The 16,601-nt window shown below is 68.5% G+C and carries 12 protein-coding genes and 2 pseudogenes; 9 read left to right on the top strand and 5 right to left on the bottom strand.

The window, feature by feature from the left end; all coding sequences use genetic code 11:
• Positions 1 to 4: 4 nt before the first annotated feature.
• The gene (locus DIE11_RS19635; protein WP_124626451.1) at positions 5 to 2,125 is read right to left on the bottom strand and encodes a phosphocholine-specific phospholipase C; all 2,121 of its coding nucleotides are present in this window, start codon (positions 2,123 to 2,125) and stop codon (positions 5 to 7) included.
• A gap of 51 nt (positions 2,126 to 2,176) precedes the next feature.
• Entirely contained in the window at positions 2,177 to 2,461 is a 285-nt protein-coding gene (locus tag DIE11_RS19630) for a hypothetical protein (RefSeq protein WP_124626449.1), read from the bottom strand.
• A gap of 217 nt (positions 2,462 to 2,678) precedes the next feature.
• Here DIE11_RS19630 and DIE11_RS19625 point away from each other — a divergent pair.
• Positions 2,679 to 2,994, top strand: a pseudogene (locus DIE11_RS19625) ((2Fe-2S)-binding protein); the annotation flags it as partial.
• Between the two features lie 189 nt (positions 2,995 to 3,183).
• Here the strand turns inward: DIE11_RS19625 and DIE11_RS19620 are convergent.
• Positions 3,184 to 4,341, bottom strand: coding sequence for an MFS transporter (locus tag DIE11_RS19620; protein WP_260437149.1), 1,158 nt, complete (start codon positions 4,339 to 4,341; stop codon positions 3,184 to 3,186).
• Between DIE11_RS19620 and DIE11_RS36965 the strand changes: the two genes are divergently transcribed.
• From DIE11_RS36965 to DIE11_RS37410, 3 genes and pseudogenes are all read left to right on the top strand, one after another.
• Positions 4,340 to 4,549 carry a hypothetical protein gene (locus DIE11_RS36965; protein ID WP_260437148.1) on the top strand — a complete coding sequence of 70 codons (210 nt, stop codon included), beginning with the start codon at positions 4,340 to 4,342 and terminating at the stop codon, positions 4,547 to 4,549. The two genes, DIE11_RS19620 and DIE11_RS36965, sit on opposite strands and share 2 nt — an antisense overlap.
• A 5-nt stretch (positions 4,550 to 4,554) precedes the next feature.
• Positions 4,555 to 5,598, top strand: a complete 1,044-nt coding sequence (locus DIE11_RS19615; protein ID WP_124626445.1) for a LysR substrate-binding domain-containing protein — start codon at positions 4,555 to 4,557, stop codon at positions 5,596 to 5,598.
• A gap of 18 nt (positions 5,599 to 5,616) precedes the next feature.
• A pseudogene (locus tag DIE11_RS37410) lies at positions 5,617 to 5,787 on the top strand (PIN domain nuclease); the annotation flags it as partial.
• 63 nt (positions 5,788 to 5,850) lie between these two features.
• Here DIE11_RS37410 and dapA read toward each other — a convergent pair.
• Positions 5,851 to 6,744, bottom strand: coding sequence for a 4-hydroxy-tetrahydrodipicolinate synthase (gene dapA / locus DIE11_RS19610; protein WP_124626443.1), 894 nt, complete (start codon positions 6,742 to 6,744; stop codon positions 5,851 to 5,853).
• Between dapA and DIE11_RS36960 the strand changes: the two genes are divergently transcribed.
• From DIE11_RS36960 to DIE11_RS19595, 3 genes are all read left to right on the top strand, one after another.
• Complete coding sequence (locus tag DIE11_RS36960) at positions 6,743 to 6,865, top strand: hypothetical protein (RefSeq protein ID WP_260437147.1); 123 nt, start codon at positions 6,743 to 6,745, stop codon at positions 6,863 to 6,865. The genes dapA and DIE11_RS36960 overlap by 2 nt on opposite strands.
• A 333-nt stretch (positions 6,866 to 7,198) precedes the next feature.
• Positions 7,199 to 8,218: a sulfate ABC transporter substrate-binding protein gene (locus tag DIE11_RS19600; RefSeq protein ID WP_124626441.1), complete on the top strand. Its 1,020-nt coding sequence runs from the start codon at positions 7,199 to 7,201 to the stop codon at positions 8,216 to 8,218.
• A gap of 157 nt (positions 8,219 to 8,375) precedes the next feature.
• Positions 8,376 to 9,344 carry an ion channel gene (locus DIE11_RS19595; protein WP_059599997.1) on the top strand — a complete coding sequence of 323 codons (969 nt, stop codon included), beginning with the start codon at positions 8,376 to 8,378 and terminating at the stop codon, positions 9,342 to 9,344.
• 74 nt (positions 9,345 to 9,418) lie between these two features.
• Here the strand turns inward: DIE11_RS19595 and DIE11_RS19590 are convergent, their stop codons facing one another.
• Complete coding sequence (locus DIE11_RS19590) at positions 9,419 to 10,033, bottom strand: glutathione S-transferase family protein (RefSeq protein ID WP_059599998.1); 615 nt, start codon at positions 10,031 to 10,033, stop codon at positions 9,419 to 9,421.
• Positions 10,034 to 10,443: 410 nt separating this feature from the next.
• On the opposite strand from DIE11_RS19590, the gene DIE11_RS19585 reads away from it, so the two are divergent.
• Positions 10,444 to 11,001: a sugar O-acetyltransferase gene (locus DIE11_RS19585; protein WP_124626439.1), complete on the top strand. Its 558-nt coding sequence runs from the start codon at positions 10,444 to 10,446 to the stop codon at positions 10,999 to 11,001.
• 1,999 nt (positions 11,002 to 13,000) lie between these two features.
• Complete coding sequence (locus DIE11_RS19580) at positions 13,001 to 16,573, top strand: indolepyruvate ferredoxin oxidoreductase family protein (RefSeq protein ID WP_124626437.1); 3,573 nt, start codon at positions 13,001 to 13,003, stop codon at positions 16,571 to 16,573.
• The last annotated feature ends 28 nt before the right edge of the window (positions 16,574 to 16,601 follow it).

The following is a 16,601-nucleotide window of genomic DNA, read 5'->3' as shown; positions in this document are numbered from 1 at the left end:
GGACTTACGACGCGGAAACGGGCCGCACCGCGGCCGGATCCGAGTAGCTCGGCCGGCCGTTCTCGACGTGGCCCGCGAAGCGGCGCGAGAACGTGCCGTTCGCGCCGTCGCTCACCGTCACGTCATACCAGTGATGGCTCGACGCGAGCGCCCATTGCTCGACGTGTTCGTCGCCGCCGTGCAGCGTCACCTGGCGCGCGGGCGTGCCGTATGCGTTGTCGGCCAGCGTGAGCGTCACGTGGCCGGCGCCATGGTTGCGCAGCTTCAGGTACAGGTTGCCGTTCGCGATGTCGTAGCCGGCCTTCACTTCCGGCTGCGCATGGTTGCGGCGGCGCGCCGTTGCGGCCGACACGTTGCCCGCGAACATCCGCACGAAGCCGTTCGGGCCGTACACCGAGAACGCATACGCGCCGTTCGTCTCCGTCAGGTCGAAGTCCGCGTGCAGCACGCGGCGCGCGCCGACCGTGTAGCGCCACGGGCCGTCGGTGCGGTTCGTCGCGTACACCTGGAAGTGCGCGCCCTGGTTGCCGCGGTTCGCGAACTCGATGCGCAGCGTGTTGCCGCCGTAGATGCTTGCGTTCACGTGCAGTTCGTACGGCAGCGCGCGGGCCGGCCGCACGCCGGGCTCCTGCGGATCGATCGGCGACGGCATCGCGGGTACGGTCGGAGCGGGTTGCGACGTGCATTGCTGGTCGGCGATCGAGCGGTACTGGCTCGTGTCGGGCAGCGTCGGAAACGACGCGTCGGACGAGCGGAAGTCGAACGCGGCGGTGAGGTCGCCACAGACGGTCCGGCGCCACGGCGTGATGTTCGGCTCGTCGACACCGAAGCGTTCGCCGATGAAGCGGATCACCGAGGTATGGTCGAACACCTGCGAGCACACGAAGCCGCCTTTCGACCACGGCGACACGACCGTCATCGGCACGCGCGGCCCGAGGCCGTAGGGCAGACCGTCGGCCGTGTAGCTGCCACCGCGGCCGGGATTCACGACCGTGTGCAGTTCGCCGTCGGTGGTCACGGTCGATGCGCCCTGCGCGGCCGACGTCGGTGGCTGCGGCGGCACGACGTGATCGAAGAAGCCGTCATTCTCGTCGTACATGATGAACAGCACGGTCTTCGCCCACACGTCCGGATTCGCCGTGAGCGCGTCGAGGATCTGCGACGTGTAGTTCGCGCCGTATGCCGGCGTGTATTTCGGATGTTCGGAGAACACGGCGGGCGGCAGCAGCCACGACACCTGCGGCAGCCGGTCGTTGATCACGTCGTCCTTCAGGTTGTCGAGCGTGCGTACCGTCTGCGCGCGCTGGTACAGCGACGAGCCCGGCTTCGCGTTGATGAAGTTCGTGAAGTTCTGCAGGATGTTCGTGCCGTAGTTGCCGTTGTACGGATCGGCCCACGTGAGCCCCTGCTGGTAGATCTGCCACGACACGCCGCGCGCCTCGAGCCGTTCGGGGAAGGTCGTCCACGACAGCAGCTGGTACGCGGGCGGCAGGTCGCCGTCGACGTAGTCGGCGTTGTCGAGCAGCGGGCCGCCGAACTTGCCGGTCGGGTCGACCGTGCCCGTCATCAGGTACGAGCGGTTCGGGTGCGTCGGCCCCGGCAGCGAGCAGAAGTAGTTGTCGCAGACGGTGAACGCATCGGCGAGCGCATAGTGGAACGGGATGTCCTCGCGCACGTGATAGCCCATCGTCATGTCGGTCTTGTTCGCGGGCCACTGGTCGTAGCGGCCGCCGTCGATCGCCGCGTGGGTCTTCGCCCACGAGTGGTCGAGCGCGCCGAGGCACTGCGCGCTGGTCGTCTTCGTGTCGAGCCGGAACGGCAGCACGGGCTTCGCCGGGTCTTCCTTCGACGGCTGGTACCACACCGGCTTGCCGTTCGGCAGCGGAATCGGGAAGCGGTCGTTGTAGCCGCGCACACCGCGCAGGTGTCCGAAGTAATGGTCGAACGAACGGTTCTCCTGCATGAACACGACGATGTGCTCGACATCGCGGATCGTGCCGGTGCCGCGCGCAGCCGGAATCGCGAGCGCGCGGCGGATCGATTCGGGGAACGCGTTGAGCGCGACGGCGGCGCCCGCGGATTGTGCGACGGTATGCAGGAAACGGCGGCGGCTCGATGACGTCATGTTATTTCACCTCGGTTCTGCGATCGGGGGGCAGGGACAGGAACGGCGGAATCAATGCGCCGACGATGCGGCGACGCCGGACGCGCCCGCATTCATCGCGGGCTTCGTGTCGTCGTCATCGTCGGGCGGGTAGTGGACGACGGGCGGCGCGAGCGGTGCGGCATCGGACGCGGCGGCGCTCGCGCCCGCGGCGCTGTTGAACGCGCTCGCGGAGCCGGACGATGCGCCGGCCTGTTGGGAGGCGTCGGCCGTGTGCGCGTCGTGCGGCGCGTCGTCGCTGCAGGCGGCGACGAGGGTGGCGGCACATAGAACGACGACGAGGGCAGCGCGACGCATGACTTCTCTCCTGGCAGGCGGATCGGGAAACGTTTTCGAGTATGCCGGGAGGATGCGACGATTCGGTGAATCGTTTGCGACCGGAGCATGATCGCGAAATGCTTTCGCAAACCTGACCGAACGCTTTCGCGGAAAGTCGCATCCACGGATGGCGGAATTTTCCAGCGGATGCAGATGCTGCACGCATTAGCATGCGCGTGCGGCGCGACGACCGGGGCTCGCGGTGATGCACGAAGGTGCGCGGATCACGACCGTCGAGGGGCTCGCGCGCGGCGGCGTGTCGAGCCCGGTGCTGCACGCATTCATCGAACACGATGCATTTCAGTGCGGCTATTGCACGTCCGGCGCAGCTCTGCTGCGCGACCGCGCTGGTCGACGCGTTCGCGGCCGGTGCCGCGAGCGCTGCCACCGGCGACGTGCGGCATCATCCCGTGCAACTGTCGGACGACAAGATTCGCGAGCGCATGAGCGGCAACCTGTGTCGCTGCGGCGCGTCCCCGAACATCGCCGCCGCCGTGCGCGCCGCGCACGCAACCACCACGTTTGCACGGGGGGCAACGCGGTGGAAGCGATCACATGCGAACGCGCAACGGATGTCGCACGGTGGCCGTGCGGGCGACGCAGCCGCCGCTCGGCGCGCGCTGGCCCGCGAGGTGGGACGACGGCGTGCTTGCGTCGCGGTATGGACCGCGCGGCGTCCGCGTGTTCCGCGCGACGGCTCGTTATCGGGCAAACAGCGGCCAGGTCGCGCCCGCGATCAGCGCGGCCGCGAGCCAGACCACGCTCCACGAACTGACGGCGAGCAGCGGCGGAATCGCGAGCGGCGTCGCGAACAGCCCGAGATAGACGATCGTGTTCGCCATCCCGAGCGCGGTGCCTGCGTGGTTCGCGCCCGCGAGCGTCGCGAGTTCGGTATACGCGACGCCGTGCCAGGCCGACACGCAGATGCCGGCGAACACGAGGATCGCGACGATCGCGGCGAGCGGTACGTGTGGGCTGCCGGCGGTCGCGGCCGCGAGCAGCGCGAACGATCCGGCCGCGACGCAGACCGACCCGCGCAGGTACGCACGCCGGTTGCCGTGCCGGTCGGTATGGCGGCCGCTCCACACGCGCATCACCATTGCGCCGAGCTGCAGCGCCACCATCGCCGCGCTGATGCCGGCGAGGCCGAGCCGGCCGAAATCGTGCAAGAAGACGGTCGCGAACGTGAGCACCGCGAACTGCGGCGCACACAGCGCGCCGATGCCGAGCACGATGCGCCACACGCGGCCGCTCGCAAGCGGACTGCGCACGGGCGCGGCCGGCTGCTGCTGCGCGACAGGGCGGTGCGTGCCGGCCGGCGCGTCGGGCGGTTCGTGCAGCCAGCGCCACGTCAGCGCGGCCGATCCGGCGCACAGCAGCATCAACGCGCCGTACACCGCGGCGAAGCCCGCATGCGACGCGAGCGACGGCAGCAGCGCCGCGCCGACGCCGCCGCCGAGCGGCACGGCCGTCTGGCGGATGCTCATCGCGAGCCCGCGTTCGCGTTCGCCGAACCAGCGCATCACCGCGCGTCCGCTCGATCCGTTCACGCTGCCGCCGAGCAGGCCGACGCAGCACATCGCCGCCACGACGCGCATGAGCGGCGGTACCGCGTGCGCGGTCGGGACGATCGTGGCCACCATCAGCGCGAGCATCGCGGCCGTCGCGACGAGGCCGGTGAGCAGCACGCGGCGATCGCCGAAACGGTCGGCGGCGATTCCCCACGGCAACTCCGAGAGCGCGACGCCGAAGCCGAGCGCGCCGAGCACGAGGCCGAGCGCGCCGTTGTCGAGGTGATAGGCCGAGCGCATCCACACGGCGGTGGTCGGAATGCCGGCCGCGGCCGCGGAAAAGCTCATGTTCGCGGCGACGCCGGCCGCGAGCACGCGCCAGCGGTGGGCCGGGCCGCGCGCGGCGTGCGCGGGCGAGGGCGAGGGTGGGGAAGCAAGGCAGGAGGTATCCATGGCGACGGGGCCCGTTCTGGAAATTGACATCGTCAGTGTGGCGATCTACATTCATCCCGAAAATCGGAAAGTTTTTGATGAATCGTTCGATAAAACGGGATGATTGAGATGTCCGGACAAGACAATGCCCACGGCGCGGTGGCGCTCGCACCCGACGCCGCGCTGGCCCGGCCGAACTTCGACGTCGCGGCGTTGCGCAGCCTGGTGGCGGGCGTGGATCTCGGCAGCTTCGCGAAGGCCGCCGGTCGCGTCGCGCGTTCGTCGTCGGCGGTGAGCGCGCAGATCCGCAAGCTCGAGGAACAGGCCGGCACGCCGTTGTTCGTGAAGGCCGGGCGAGGGCTCGCGCTGACCGACGCCGGCGACGCGATGCTGCGCTATGCGCGGCGGATGATCGAGTTGAACGATGAAGCGGCCGCGGCGGTGCGCGGCGTGAATCTCGACGGCTGGGTGCGTGTCGGCCTGCAGGAGGACTTCGGCGAAGCGATCCTGCCCGACGTGCTCGGGCGTTTCGCGCGGGCACATCCGAAGGTGAGGATCGAGGCGCGCGTCGCACGCAATGCCGAGTTGCTCGAGCGGCTGGACGCCAACCAGCTCGATCTCGCGCTCGTGTGGGGCGACCCGGCGTCGGCGACGCTGGTGTCGCGCGCGGGCATCGACAGCGACGCGATCGCGCAGGTGCCGATGCAGTGGATCGCGGCGGTCGGCGCGAGCGGCTTCGGGATGCCGGACGGCGACGGGCCGGCGGAGGCGGATGACGACGGCGGCGCGCGTCTTCGTGCGATGCGCGCGTCGGGCGAGCCGCTGCCGCTCGTCGTGTTCGACCGGCCGTGCCGCTTCTTCGGCGCGGCGACCGATGCGCTCGATCGCGCGGACGTGCCGTGGCGCGTCGCGTTCACGACGCCGAGCCTGGCCGGGCTGTGGGCCGCGGCGGCGGCCGGCCTCGGGCTGACGGTGCGCTCGCACTACGGGTTGCCCGCGTCGGTGCGCGTGCTCGACGCGGCGTCGTCCGGGCTGCCGGCGCTGCCGAGCCTGCCGCTGATGCTGCTGCGGCGAACGTCGTCGGCGACGCCGACCGTCGAGCGGCTCGCGCGGATCGTCACGCAGGCGGTGCGGGACGCGACGGCGGGGGAGGGGGCGGCGCTGGCGGCGTGACTCGGCCTCCCGCAAGGCGAACTGCCGGTTCACGCCGTGCACGGGGCCGCAGTGCATGATCTGCCGCACCATCGTCGCGACCCGTTCGATCGCTTGCTCGTTGCGCAAGCTCGGCATGAACCGCAGAAACGCGTGACGGCCGACGCCCAGCTTGCACGCTACGGCCTGTCTCAGGTTCCGACTGCTTGAAACACGCCGGACGCAGAACGCGCTGGTTGCCGAGTCGAGCCGAGTCGAGCAGCGAGCCGTTGCCTATGCAACGGCGACGTCCGGCTCGATCTCGTCGAGTGCCGCAAGCGTCGCTGCCAGCCGCTCCCGCAACCCCTCGCTCGCCGGCACGAACGGCAACCTCAAGCCGTCTTCGCACCACCCTTGCGCGGCCAGCACCGCCTTCACCGGTGCCGGATTCGGCTCCGCGAACAGTGCCGCGACGAGCGGCTGCAGCGCGACCGACAGCCGCCGCGCGTCGGCGAGCCGGCCGTCGCGCAGCAGCGCATGAATGCGCACGTGCCATTCGGGCAGCACATGCGCGCTGCTGGCGATCGCGCCGTGCGCACCGGCACACAGCGCGGCGAAGTTCTGGTTGTCGTCGCCGGAGAGGATCGCGAGCGGCGTGTCGTGCACGAGCCGGCTCATCCGGTCGAGCGTCCCGCCGCACTCCTTGATGCCCGCGACGCGCGGATCGCGCGCGAGCGCCTGCAGCGTTTCCAGTTCGACGTTCACGCCGGTGCGGTACGGGATGTTGTAGACGAGCACCGGCAGGTCGGCCGCATCGACGATCGCTTCGACGTGGCGGCGGATTCCGTCCTGCGTCGGCCGAACGTAGACGGGCGGCGTGACGAGTAGCCCGTCGGGGCGCAGCGCGGCGAGTTCGCGTGCACGGGCGGCCGCGAAGTGCGTCGCGCTCGCGGTGAGCCCGACGACAATCGGCAGGCCGGGTACGGCATCGCGCAGCGTCGCGAACACGGCGTCCTGTTCGCGCGCGTCGAGCAGCACGCCCTCACCGGTCGTCGCGCCCGCGACGAAACCCGCGATGCCCGCCGTCGCATAGTGACGCGCGAGCCGCGCGAGCGCGCCGTGGTCGACGTCGCCGTCGTGGAACGGCGTGATGAGCGGCAGCCAGATACCTTCGAAACGTGCTTGCATGAAAAACCTCATGGTGGAAACGGAGTGGAAAGGAACCGTTCCGCCGGCGGTGTGCCGGAGCGAGGCGTGCAAGCAAAAAGATGAAAACGACCTGCGCGCATCCCGTCCGGCATTCGCCTGACGGGACGCGACGTCCCCGTCAGTCGAGGAGTCGTTTTTTCAGTTTCAGCCCGGCCGCGCGCGCACCTGCCGCGATGGCGGCAAGGATCGAGGGCGAGCGCAGGGCAGCGGACATGGATGAACCGTGAAAAGGGCTGAGCGGCGATCTTAACATCGGATCCGGCGCGTACGCGAGCGATGCGCGCCCCGTTTAGCAGGATTCGAGATTTGCTTTGCACGACAGATTGGAAAGCGCGCGGCGTCCGGCCGCTAGAATGCCCGCTTACGTTTGGATGACAGCGCGTACGCGTGCCGTCACGCACATTCACCACCACTGGAAACGGGGCATATCACGATGGCAAGCATCAACGGGATCGGCCGCTGGCTGCACACGGGCGCCGCGGCGGCGCTGGTCGTGGCGGCAACGGCCGCGCACGCGGACACGTCGATCCTGAACGTGTCGTACGACGTGACGCGCGAGCTGTACAAGGACATCAACACGAGCTTCGCGGCCGCGTACAAGCAGCAGACAGGCGAAACCGTGACGATCAAGCAGTCGCACGGCGCGTCGAGCGCGCAGGCGCTGTCGGTGCTACAGGGGCTGCAGGCCGACGTCGTGACGATGAACCAGCCGAACGACATCGACCTGCTCGCCGAGCGCGGCCAGCTGCTGCCGAAGGACTGGCGCGCGCGCTTCCCGGACAACAGCTCGCCGTACTCGACGACGATGGTGTTCCTCGTGCGCAAGGGCAATCCGAAGGCGATCAAGGACTGGAGCGATCTCGCGAAGCCGGGCGTGCAGGTGATCATCGCGAACCCGAAGACGTCGGGCAACGGCCGCTACGCGTACCTCGCCGCGTGGGGCTATCAGAAGCAGAAGGGCGCGACCGATCAGCAGGCGCTCGACTTCGAGAAGGCGGTGTTCCGCAACGTGCCGGTGCTGGACTCGGGCGGCCGCGGCGCGACGACGACCTTCACGCAGCGCGGCATCGGCGACGTGCTCGTCACGTTCGAGAACGAGGTCGCGCTGATGGACACGGGCGCGTCGGGGGCGGAATTCGACGCCGTGTACCCGTCGGCGAGCATCCTCGCGGAGCCGCCCGTCGCCGTCGTCGACAAGGTCGTCGACAAGAAGGGCACGCGCAAGGTCGCGCAGGCGTATCTCGACTACCTGTACACGCCGCAGGCGCAGGAGATCATCGCGCGGCACCATCTGCGCCCGCGCGACGCGGCCGTGCTGAAGAAGCATGCGGCCGAGTTCAAGCCGCTGAAGACGTTCAGCGTCGAGCAGGTTTTCGGCAGCTGGGCGAACGCGCAGAAGACCCACTTCGCCGACGGCGGCACGTTCGACCGCGTGATCGTCGACCGCAAGTAAGCACGCCGCACGCCGCGCGCGTGCGGTCAAGCTGACCGCGAAACCGGCCGCTCATGCGGCCGTTTTTTTTGCGCGTCACGCGTCACGCCCGCTCCGCATTCCCGGCCACCGCCTTCGCGTGCTACGCTCATCGCCTCCCTGCTTCAGGCCTCGCGCGATGAACGTCGATCCGTCCTCTCCAGCTTCCCGCGGCCGTGGCCGCAAGCTCTGGTCGGGCACTCGCCCCGTGATTGCTTACGGGATGCCGCCGCTCGGCTGGCGCGACCTCTATCACCGTGCGCTGACGGTGAGCTGGCCCGTATTCTTCCTGTCGCTCGCGGTGCTGTTCCTGCTGCTCAACGGCGGCTTCGCGACGCTTTACCTGCTCGGCGACGCGCCGATCGCGAACCAGTCGCCGGCCGGGTTCGTCGGCGCATTCTTCTTCAGCGTCGAGACGCTCGCCACGGTCGGCTACGGCGACATGCATCCGCAGACCGTCTATGCGCATCTTGTCTCAACCTTCGAAATCTTCATCGGGATGTCGGGCATCGCGCTGGCGACCGGCCTCGTGTTCGCGCGGTTCTCGCGGCCGCAGGCGAAGATCCTGTTCGCGCGTTACGCGATCGTGCGCCCGCTGAACGGCAAGATGACGCTGATGGTGCGTGCCGCGAATGCGCGCCAGAACGTGATCGCCGAAGCGCAGGCGAAACTGCGGCTGATGCGCGTCGAAGGCACGCACGAGGGTTATACGCTGCGCAAGATCCACGACCTGCCGCTCGTGCGCAGCGAGCATCCGATCTTCCTGCTCGGCTGGAACCTGATGCACGTGATCGACGAAACGAGTCCGCTGTTCGGCGAGACCGCCGAGTCGCTCGCCGCGCGCGACGCGTCGCTGTTGATCACGATCGAAGGTTCCGACGAGACGACCGCGCAAGTCATGCAGGCGCGCTACTCATGGGCGCATGCGGAGATCCGCTGGCGTCATCGCTATGTCGACCTGATGCACGACGAAGGCGGCATCACGCACATCGATTACACGCATTTTCACGAAGTCGTGCCGGTCGATGCCGATACCGACGAGCGTGGCTCGCCGGGCGTGGTGGTCGGGGGCGACGCGGCGACGCAGGCGCCCGGGCCGGCTGCATGACGTCGGCGACCGGCGCGGACGGTCGCCGGCATTCGGTCGCGGCTGTCGCGACCGAATGCCGTGCCGTTCATGCGTCACGCATGCAGCAGACGCGCCGCTTCCCGCTGTTCGACCACCACCGCGCGGCGATGGCCGTCGCGATCCTCGGCGCGCGCGACATAGTCGCCGAGCACGCCTTCGTGCGGCAGCAGGTGCGCGTCGAACGCGGTCTTCAGCGTGCTGGCGAGCAACAGGTCGGCCGCAGTGAAATGATCGCCGACGAGCCAGCGATTGTGGGCGAGCGTTTGCGCGAGTGCACGCTGCACGCGCGTGATGTTGCCCCAGCCGAAGGCGACCGGATTGCCCGACGCGCCGGTGAATTTCTCGGCCATCGCGGGTTCGAGGCAGGTGGACGTGAAGAACATCCACTGCAGGAAGCGGCCACGCAGCGGATCGTCCGGCGCGATGCCGAGCCCGGCGCCCGGGCAGCGATCGGCGAGATAGAGCAGCACGGCACCGGATTCGGCGAATGGTTCGCTGCCGTCGTCGAGCGCGGGCAGCTTGGCCATCGGATTGACCTGGACGAACGCGTCGCTGCCCTGTTCGTGCGAACGCAGGTCGATCGGCACGAGCTCGTAGACGGCGCCGATTTCCTCCAGCATCCACAGCGCCCGGAATGCCCGGGTCTTCGGCCAGTAGTAGAGCTTCATCGCGCCTCCGCGTATCGGTGTGCGTGTCGTTCGGTGGATGCTCAAGCGTACCCGAGCGGGAGAGGTTCGGACAGGGGCGGAAGGTGGAAGCTGGAATCCGGTAACGAATTCCGCGCAAAGCCAGGTGCTGCCGAAGTTCATGAAATAACTAGTTATTGATGAACTAGTCGTGAATCGACGGATGAATGCCCTGCCGACGCGGCCGCGACCACGCGGGTCCGACGGCAGCGTCGGCGGCTGGTCGCGCGAGCCCGGACGATGGTCGTCGACGGGACGCGAAACACGAAAAGCCGGCCACTCCGCGGGTCGAACGAGTGATCGAATTCAAGGCCAGGCGATCGCATTCGGCGAGTCAGGCGCTGCGTGATGCGCAGCGTGCCGGTTCGATCGCATACGGAGATCATCAACGAATGGCGAACGACGATCGCACCACGATCATTCCCCGGCGCACGCCGCAATCGGCCGCGATGCGCACGGAGCTCCAGCGGACGATGGCGATCACGACGCGGCTCAACCGTCTGACGTTCGACGATGCGGACGAAGTCCGGGCATTGTTCGGGGAACTGATCGGCAAGCCGATGGACGACGGCTTCCTGCTGATCCCGCCGTTCTACGCAACGGGCGGCGCCGATACGCGGATCGGCCGCAATGTATTCGTCAACCAGAACTGCACGTTCTACGACCTCGGCGGCCTCGACATCGGCGACGACGTGATGATCGGCCCGAACGTCAGCCTCATCACGTCGGGCCATCCGCTCGAGCCATCCCGCCGACGCGACGTCGTCGTCGCCCGGCCGATCGCGATCGGGCGCAACGTGTGGATCGGCGCGGGCGCGACGATCATCGGCGGCGTGACGGTTGGCGAGAACGCGGTTGTCGGCGCGGGTTCCGTCGTGACGCGCGACGTTCCACCGAATACGCTGGTCGGCGGAAACCCGGCGCGGATCATCCGTTCGATTGCCGAGTGAGGGCGCTTGCGGGTGCCGCCGGCTGCGGAGCGGATGTGGACAACCGGCCGTGCGGTTCACTCGAAATGCTGTGGATTCGAGCGGTGAGCGTGCCGCCGGAGGCCGAATTTGCGGGGCTTTCCGGCATTTGATGCTGATCGCCGGCAGGGCCGTGAACCGACGTTGCCGATGCGCCGACGGCAAATCTTCGCGCCGGGGCGGTTGTGGATATCCGGGCCCCGGAACCACTCGGCACGCTGTGCATTTCACCGGTGAGTGCGACCTCGTGCGGCCCGATGCGCGATGCGGGGTGTGGACAACCGGGTTCCCGACGACGAAAAAAGCTGTGCGCTGGAACGGTGAGCGCCGTCGCCCGATTGCACGTGAGACTTGCCTGGTGCGGACTTTCAGGGCGTCGTGCGAAATCCGGAACGCCGCGCATTCTAACGGCGTGCGCGGATCGTCGACAGGTCCGCACCCGCATCATGGTGTGGATATCCTGCCGCAGGCTTCACTCGAATCGCTGTGTATTTCAATGGTGAGCGTCGGCGACCGGTCGGACCGGGCGTCGGCTTGCGCGCCGGTTTCTGATCGTCGATTGCGGTTTCGAGGGTCGCGCATTCTAACCGCACTCGCGATCGCGCGTTTCGTTCGAGTGTGTGCCGCGATGTGGATATCCGGTCGCCGGAACCAGTCGACGTGCTGTGTATTTCAGCGGTGAGGGCGGGCGCGTGCTGTTCGGCCGCGTCGGTGTGAGGCCGGATCTACCGGCCTCGGCGGGGTTGCGGGCGCTCCTGTTCATGCCTGAATCGGCGACTGCGTGCGGCGACTGCGTGCGATAGCGTGCCGACGCTCACCGTTGAATTTCACAGCGTTTGGAGTGGTCGTGGGTCGGGCTGTCCGCACCCGGGGGCGGCGTCCTCGTTCGATCGCCGCCACCGCTCACCGTCGGAAATCACAGCGTTTCGAGTCGTCGTGGATCGCGCTGTTCACACCGGAATCGGCGCTCTCGTTTGATCGACGGCTGCCGCTCACCGTCGAATTTCACAGCGTTTCGAGTCATTGCGGGGTGGGTTGTCCACACCTGAATCGACGTCCTCGTTCGATCGCGTGCCGGTGCTCACCATCGAAATTCACAGGGTTTTTAGTGTCTGGTGGTGGCGATGTCCACACGCGGACCTGCGCCTCGTTCGGCCGCGCGACGGCATGTATCGATGAACCCCAAAGCCTCGTCAGGGCTCGCGCACGGACGCCCCCATCCGCGCCGAAGCCGGCCGCGGCACCCGACACGCGCTCGCAGGACCCGCGCTTGCATGGCCGCGACGAGCGGACCGCGCTCCGGAGCAACGCACGGGCGGACAGCGGTGTGGATATCGCACCGCCGAACCGACTCGCAAATCTGTGCATCCGACAGGTGAGAGCGAGCGTCGCCGCGGCCGGACAGGGATCGGGCGGTGTGGATATCTCCCGCCGACATCGACTCGCCTTGCTGTGGATTTCAACGGTGAGCGCCGGCATCCGCTCGAACCGCGGGCCGATCGAGGTGTGGACATCCGCCCTCCGACGCGACTCGAAACCCTGTGCAATCGACCGGTGAGCGCGCCCGCCCGTTTCGCCCGCAGTCCCCGGCATTGTGGACATCCCGCATCTGCGACCAATCCGAACGCTGTGCATCTGATGGGTGAGGACGCGCCTGTTCTGCCGCGCGAACCCTTGCCGCACGGCCCGCGAGCGCCCACCGCCGCGCCCGCGGGCCGCCTCCCGCCTATCCCCGCGTTTTCGAGGCAACCGCATCGCCCACGCCGAGATGCCTCCAGAAGCCGTCCGCCGCCCCGCGCGAAAACTCTCTCAATTAGCGGCCAAATCCTGCGCAGTTTTTCTCACTCCGGCGCCGTTCGAGCAAGATGAGAAAAAACTTTCTCGTCCTCCCGCGAAAAAATAGAGCCATCCAGTTGGCCCCGGCCGGCGTCGCTCGACGCCCCCGATGCGCAGCCCAGAACACAATCAGGAGACATCCCCCATGACCGCCCGACTGCCCGTTGACGGCACGCCCGCGCTATCCGACTACCGCCTGACCGACAACCTGACCGCCACGCGCGGCCGGATCTTCCTGACCGGCACGCAGGCGCTGGTACGCCTGCTGCTGATGCAGCGCGCGTCCGATACCGCGCAGGGCCTGAACACGGCCGGCTTCGTCAGCGGCTACCGCGGCTCGCCGCTCGGGATGGTCGACCAGCAGCTATGGAAGGCGAAGAAGCTGCTCGACGGCAGCGGCGTGCGCTTCCTGCCCGCGATCAACGAGGAACTCGGCGGCACCGCGGTGCTCGGCACGCAGCGCGTCGAGGCCGACCCGGAGCGCACCGTCGATGGCGTGTATGCGATGTGGTACGGCAAGGGCCCCGGCGTCGACCGCGCCGGCGACGCGCTGAAGCACGGCAACGCATATGGCTCGTCGCCGCACGGCGGCGTGCTGGTGGTGGCGGGCGATGACCATGGCTGCGTGTCGTCGTCGATGCCGCACCAGAGCGACTTCGCGATGATCGCGTGGCATATGCCGGTCGTGAACCCGTCGAACATCGCGGACATGCTCGAGTTCGGGCTGTACGGCTGGGCGCTGTCGCGCTTCTCGGGCGCGTGGGTCGGCTTCAAGGCGATCTCGGAGACCGTCGAGTCGGGCTCGACCGTCGATCTCGACGCGCTGCAGACGCAATGGCCGGCGCCGGCGGGCTTTACGCCGCCGTCGGGCGGTCTGCACAACCGCTGGCCCGACCTGCCGAGCCTCACGATCGAGGCGCGCCTCGCGGCGAAGCTCGACGCGGTGCGCCATTTCGCGCGCACCAACAGCATCGACAAGTGGATCGCGCCGAGCGCGCACGCGAACGTCGGCATCGTCACGTGCGGCAAGGCGCACCTCGACCTGATGGAAGCGCTGCGCCGGCTCGACCTCACCGTCGCCGACCTGGAAGCGGCCGGCGTGCGGATCTACAAGGTCGGCTTGTCGTATCCGCTCGAGATGACGCGGATCGAAACCTTCGTCGACGGCCTGTCGGAAGTGCTCGTCATCGAAGAGAAGGGCCCGGTGATCGAGCAGCAGATCAAGGACTACCTGTACAACCGCGCGGACGGTGCGCGCCCGCGCGTGCTCGGCAAGCACGATGCCGAAGGCGCGTGCCTGCTGTCCGAGCTCGGCGAGCTGCGCCCGTCGCGCATTCTGCCGGTGTTCGCCACCTGGCTCGCGCGCCACAAGCCGGCGCTCGATCGCCGCGAGCGCGTCGTCGATCTCGTCGCGCCGCAGATCCTGTCGAACGAGGCGGACGCGGTGAAGCGCACGCCGTACTTCTGCTCCGGCTGCCCGCACAACACGTCGACGAAGGTGCCCGAAGGATCGATCGCGCAGGCCGGCATCGGCTGCCACTTCATGGCGTCGTGGATGGAGCGCGACACGACGGGCCTGATCCAGATGGGCGGCGAGGGCGTCGACTGGGCCGCGCACGCGATGTTCACCAACACGAAGCACGTGTTCCAGAACCTCGGCGACGGCACCTACTTCCACTCGGGCATCCTCGCGATCCGCCAGGCCGTCGCCGCGAAAGCGAACATCACGTACAAGATCCTCTACAACGATGCGGTCGCGATGACGGGCGGCCAGCCGGTCGACGGCAGCATCTCGGTGCCGCAGATCGCACGGCAGGTCGAGGCGGAAGGCGTGTCGCGCTTCGTCGTGGTGTCCGACGAACCGGAGAAGTACGACGGCCATCACGGCCTGTTCCCGAAGGGCACGACGTTCCATCACCGCAGCGAACTCGACGCGGTGCAGCGCGAGCTGCGCGAGACGCCGGGCGTCACCGTGCTGATCTACGACCAGACCTGCGCGGCCGAGAAGCGCCGCCGCCGCAAGAAGGGCGAGTTCCCCGACCCGGACAAGCGCCTGTTCATCAACGACGCAGTATGCGAAGGCTGCGGCGACTGCGGCGTGCAGTCGAACTGCCTGTCGGTCGAGCCGCTCGAGACACCGCTCGGCCGCAAGCGCCGCATCGATCAGTCGTCGTGCAACAAGGACTACTCGTGCGTGAACGGCTTTTGTCCGAGCTTCGTGACGGTCGAAGGCGCGGCGTTGAAGAAGGCCGCGGGCGCGGCGTTCGACGAGGCGGCGCTCGCCGTGCGCGTCGACGCGCTGCCGGTGCCCGCGACGCATCTCGACGCGGCGCCGTACGACATGCTCGTCACGGGCGTGGGCGGCACCGGCGTCGTGACGGTCGGCGCGCTGATCAGCATGGCCGCGCACCTCGAAGGCAAGAGCGCGTCGGTGCTCGACTTCATGGGCTTCGCGCAGAAGGGCGGTTCGGTGCTGTCGTTCGTGCGGATCGCGTCGAGCGACCGGTGGCTCAACCAGGTGCGCATCGACACGCAGCAGGCCGACGTGCTGCTCGCGTGCGACATGGTCGTCGGCGCGAGCGCCGAGGCGCTGCAGACGGTGCGCCATGAGCGCACGCGGATCGTCGTCAACACGCACCGGATTCCGAACGCGTCGTTCGTGCAGAACCCCGATGCGAACCTGCACGCGGATGCGCTGCTCGAAAAAATGCACCATGCGGCCGGTGAAGGCTACCTGTCGAGCTGCGACGCTCAGGCGCTCGCCGCGAAATTCCTCGGCGATTCGATCGGCGCGAACATCCTGATGCTCGGCTACGCATGGCAGCTCGGCCTCGTGCCGGTGTCGCTCGCCGCGATGATGCGCGCGATCGAGCTGAACAACGTCGCGGTGCCGATGAACAAGCTCGCGTTCGCGATCGGCCGAATGGCGGCCGGCGATGCGGCGGGCCTCGATGCGTTGTGGAACGCGCGTCACGCGGTGGCCGCGCACGCCGCGCCGGAAACGCTTGCCGAACTGATCGCCGATCGCGAAGCGCGTCTCGAGGCATATGGCGGCGCGCGTTACGTCGAGCGTTACCGTGCGCTCGTGAACGCGGCGGCCGCGAAGGGCGACGACGCGCTGACACGCGCGGTCGCCACGACGTTCTACCGGCTGCTCGCGGTGAAGGACGAATACGAAGTCGCGCGGCTTTTCACGGACGACGCGTTCCGCACGGCGCTCGAGGCGCAGTTCGAAGGCGTGCCGGGGCAGGCGTATCGCGTGAAGTTCAACCTGGCGCCGCCGACGGTCGCGAAGGCCGGCCGCGACGGCAGCGTGCCGAAGAAGCGCGTGTTCGGCCAGTGGATGTGGCCGGTGTTCGGCATGCTGGCGCGTGTGCGCAGCCTGCGCGGCACGTGGCTCGATCCGTTCGGCCGCACGGTCGAGCGCAGGATGGAGCGCGCGCTCGCGGACGACTACGAGACGACGCTCACGCGCGCGCTCGCTGCGACGACCACCGGCAATGCGGCGCAGGTCGCGCAACTGGCCGACCTGCACGCCCGCGTGCGCGGCTTCGGTCACGTGAAGGTGCGCAACCTGGCCGGCGTGAAGCGCGCGGAGCGCGAGCTCGCGCTGCAGCTCGGCATCGACGCGGCGACGAGCGCGGCCGTGCAGCACGCGCTCGACGAGATGAAAGGCGCCGGCATGTTGAAGGGAATTCCGGTCGTCGTCGCGAAGTAACGCGAACACGGGCGGATGGGGAAACGGC

It is taken from the genome of Burkholderia sp. Bp9012 (assembly GCF_003853825.1).
GTDB classification, from domain to species: Bacteria; Pseudomonadota; Gammaproteobacteria; order Burkholderiales; family Burkholderiaceae; genus Burkholderia; species Burkholderia diffusa.
This window is presented reverse-complemented; position numbering and strand designations above follow the sequence as displayed.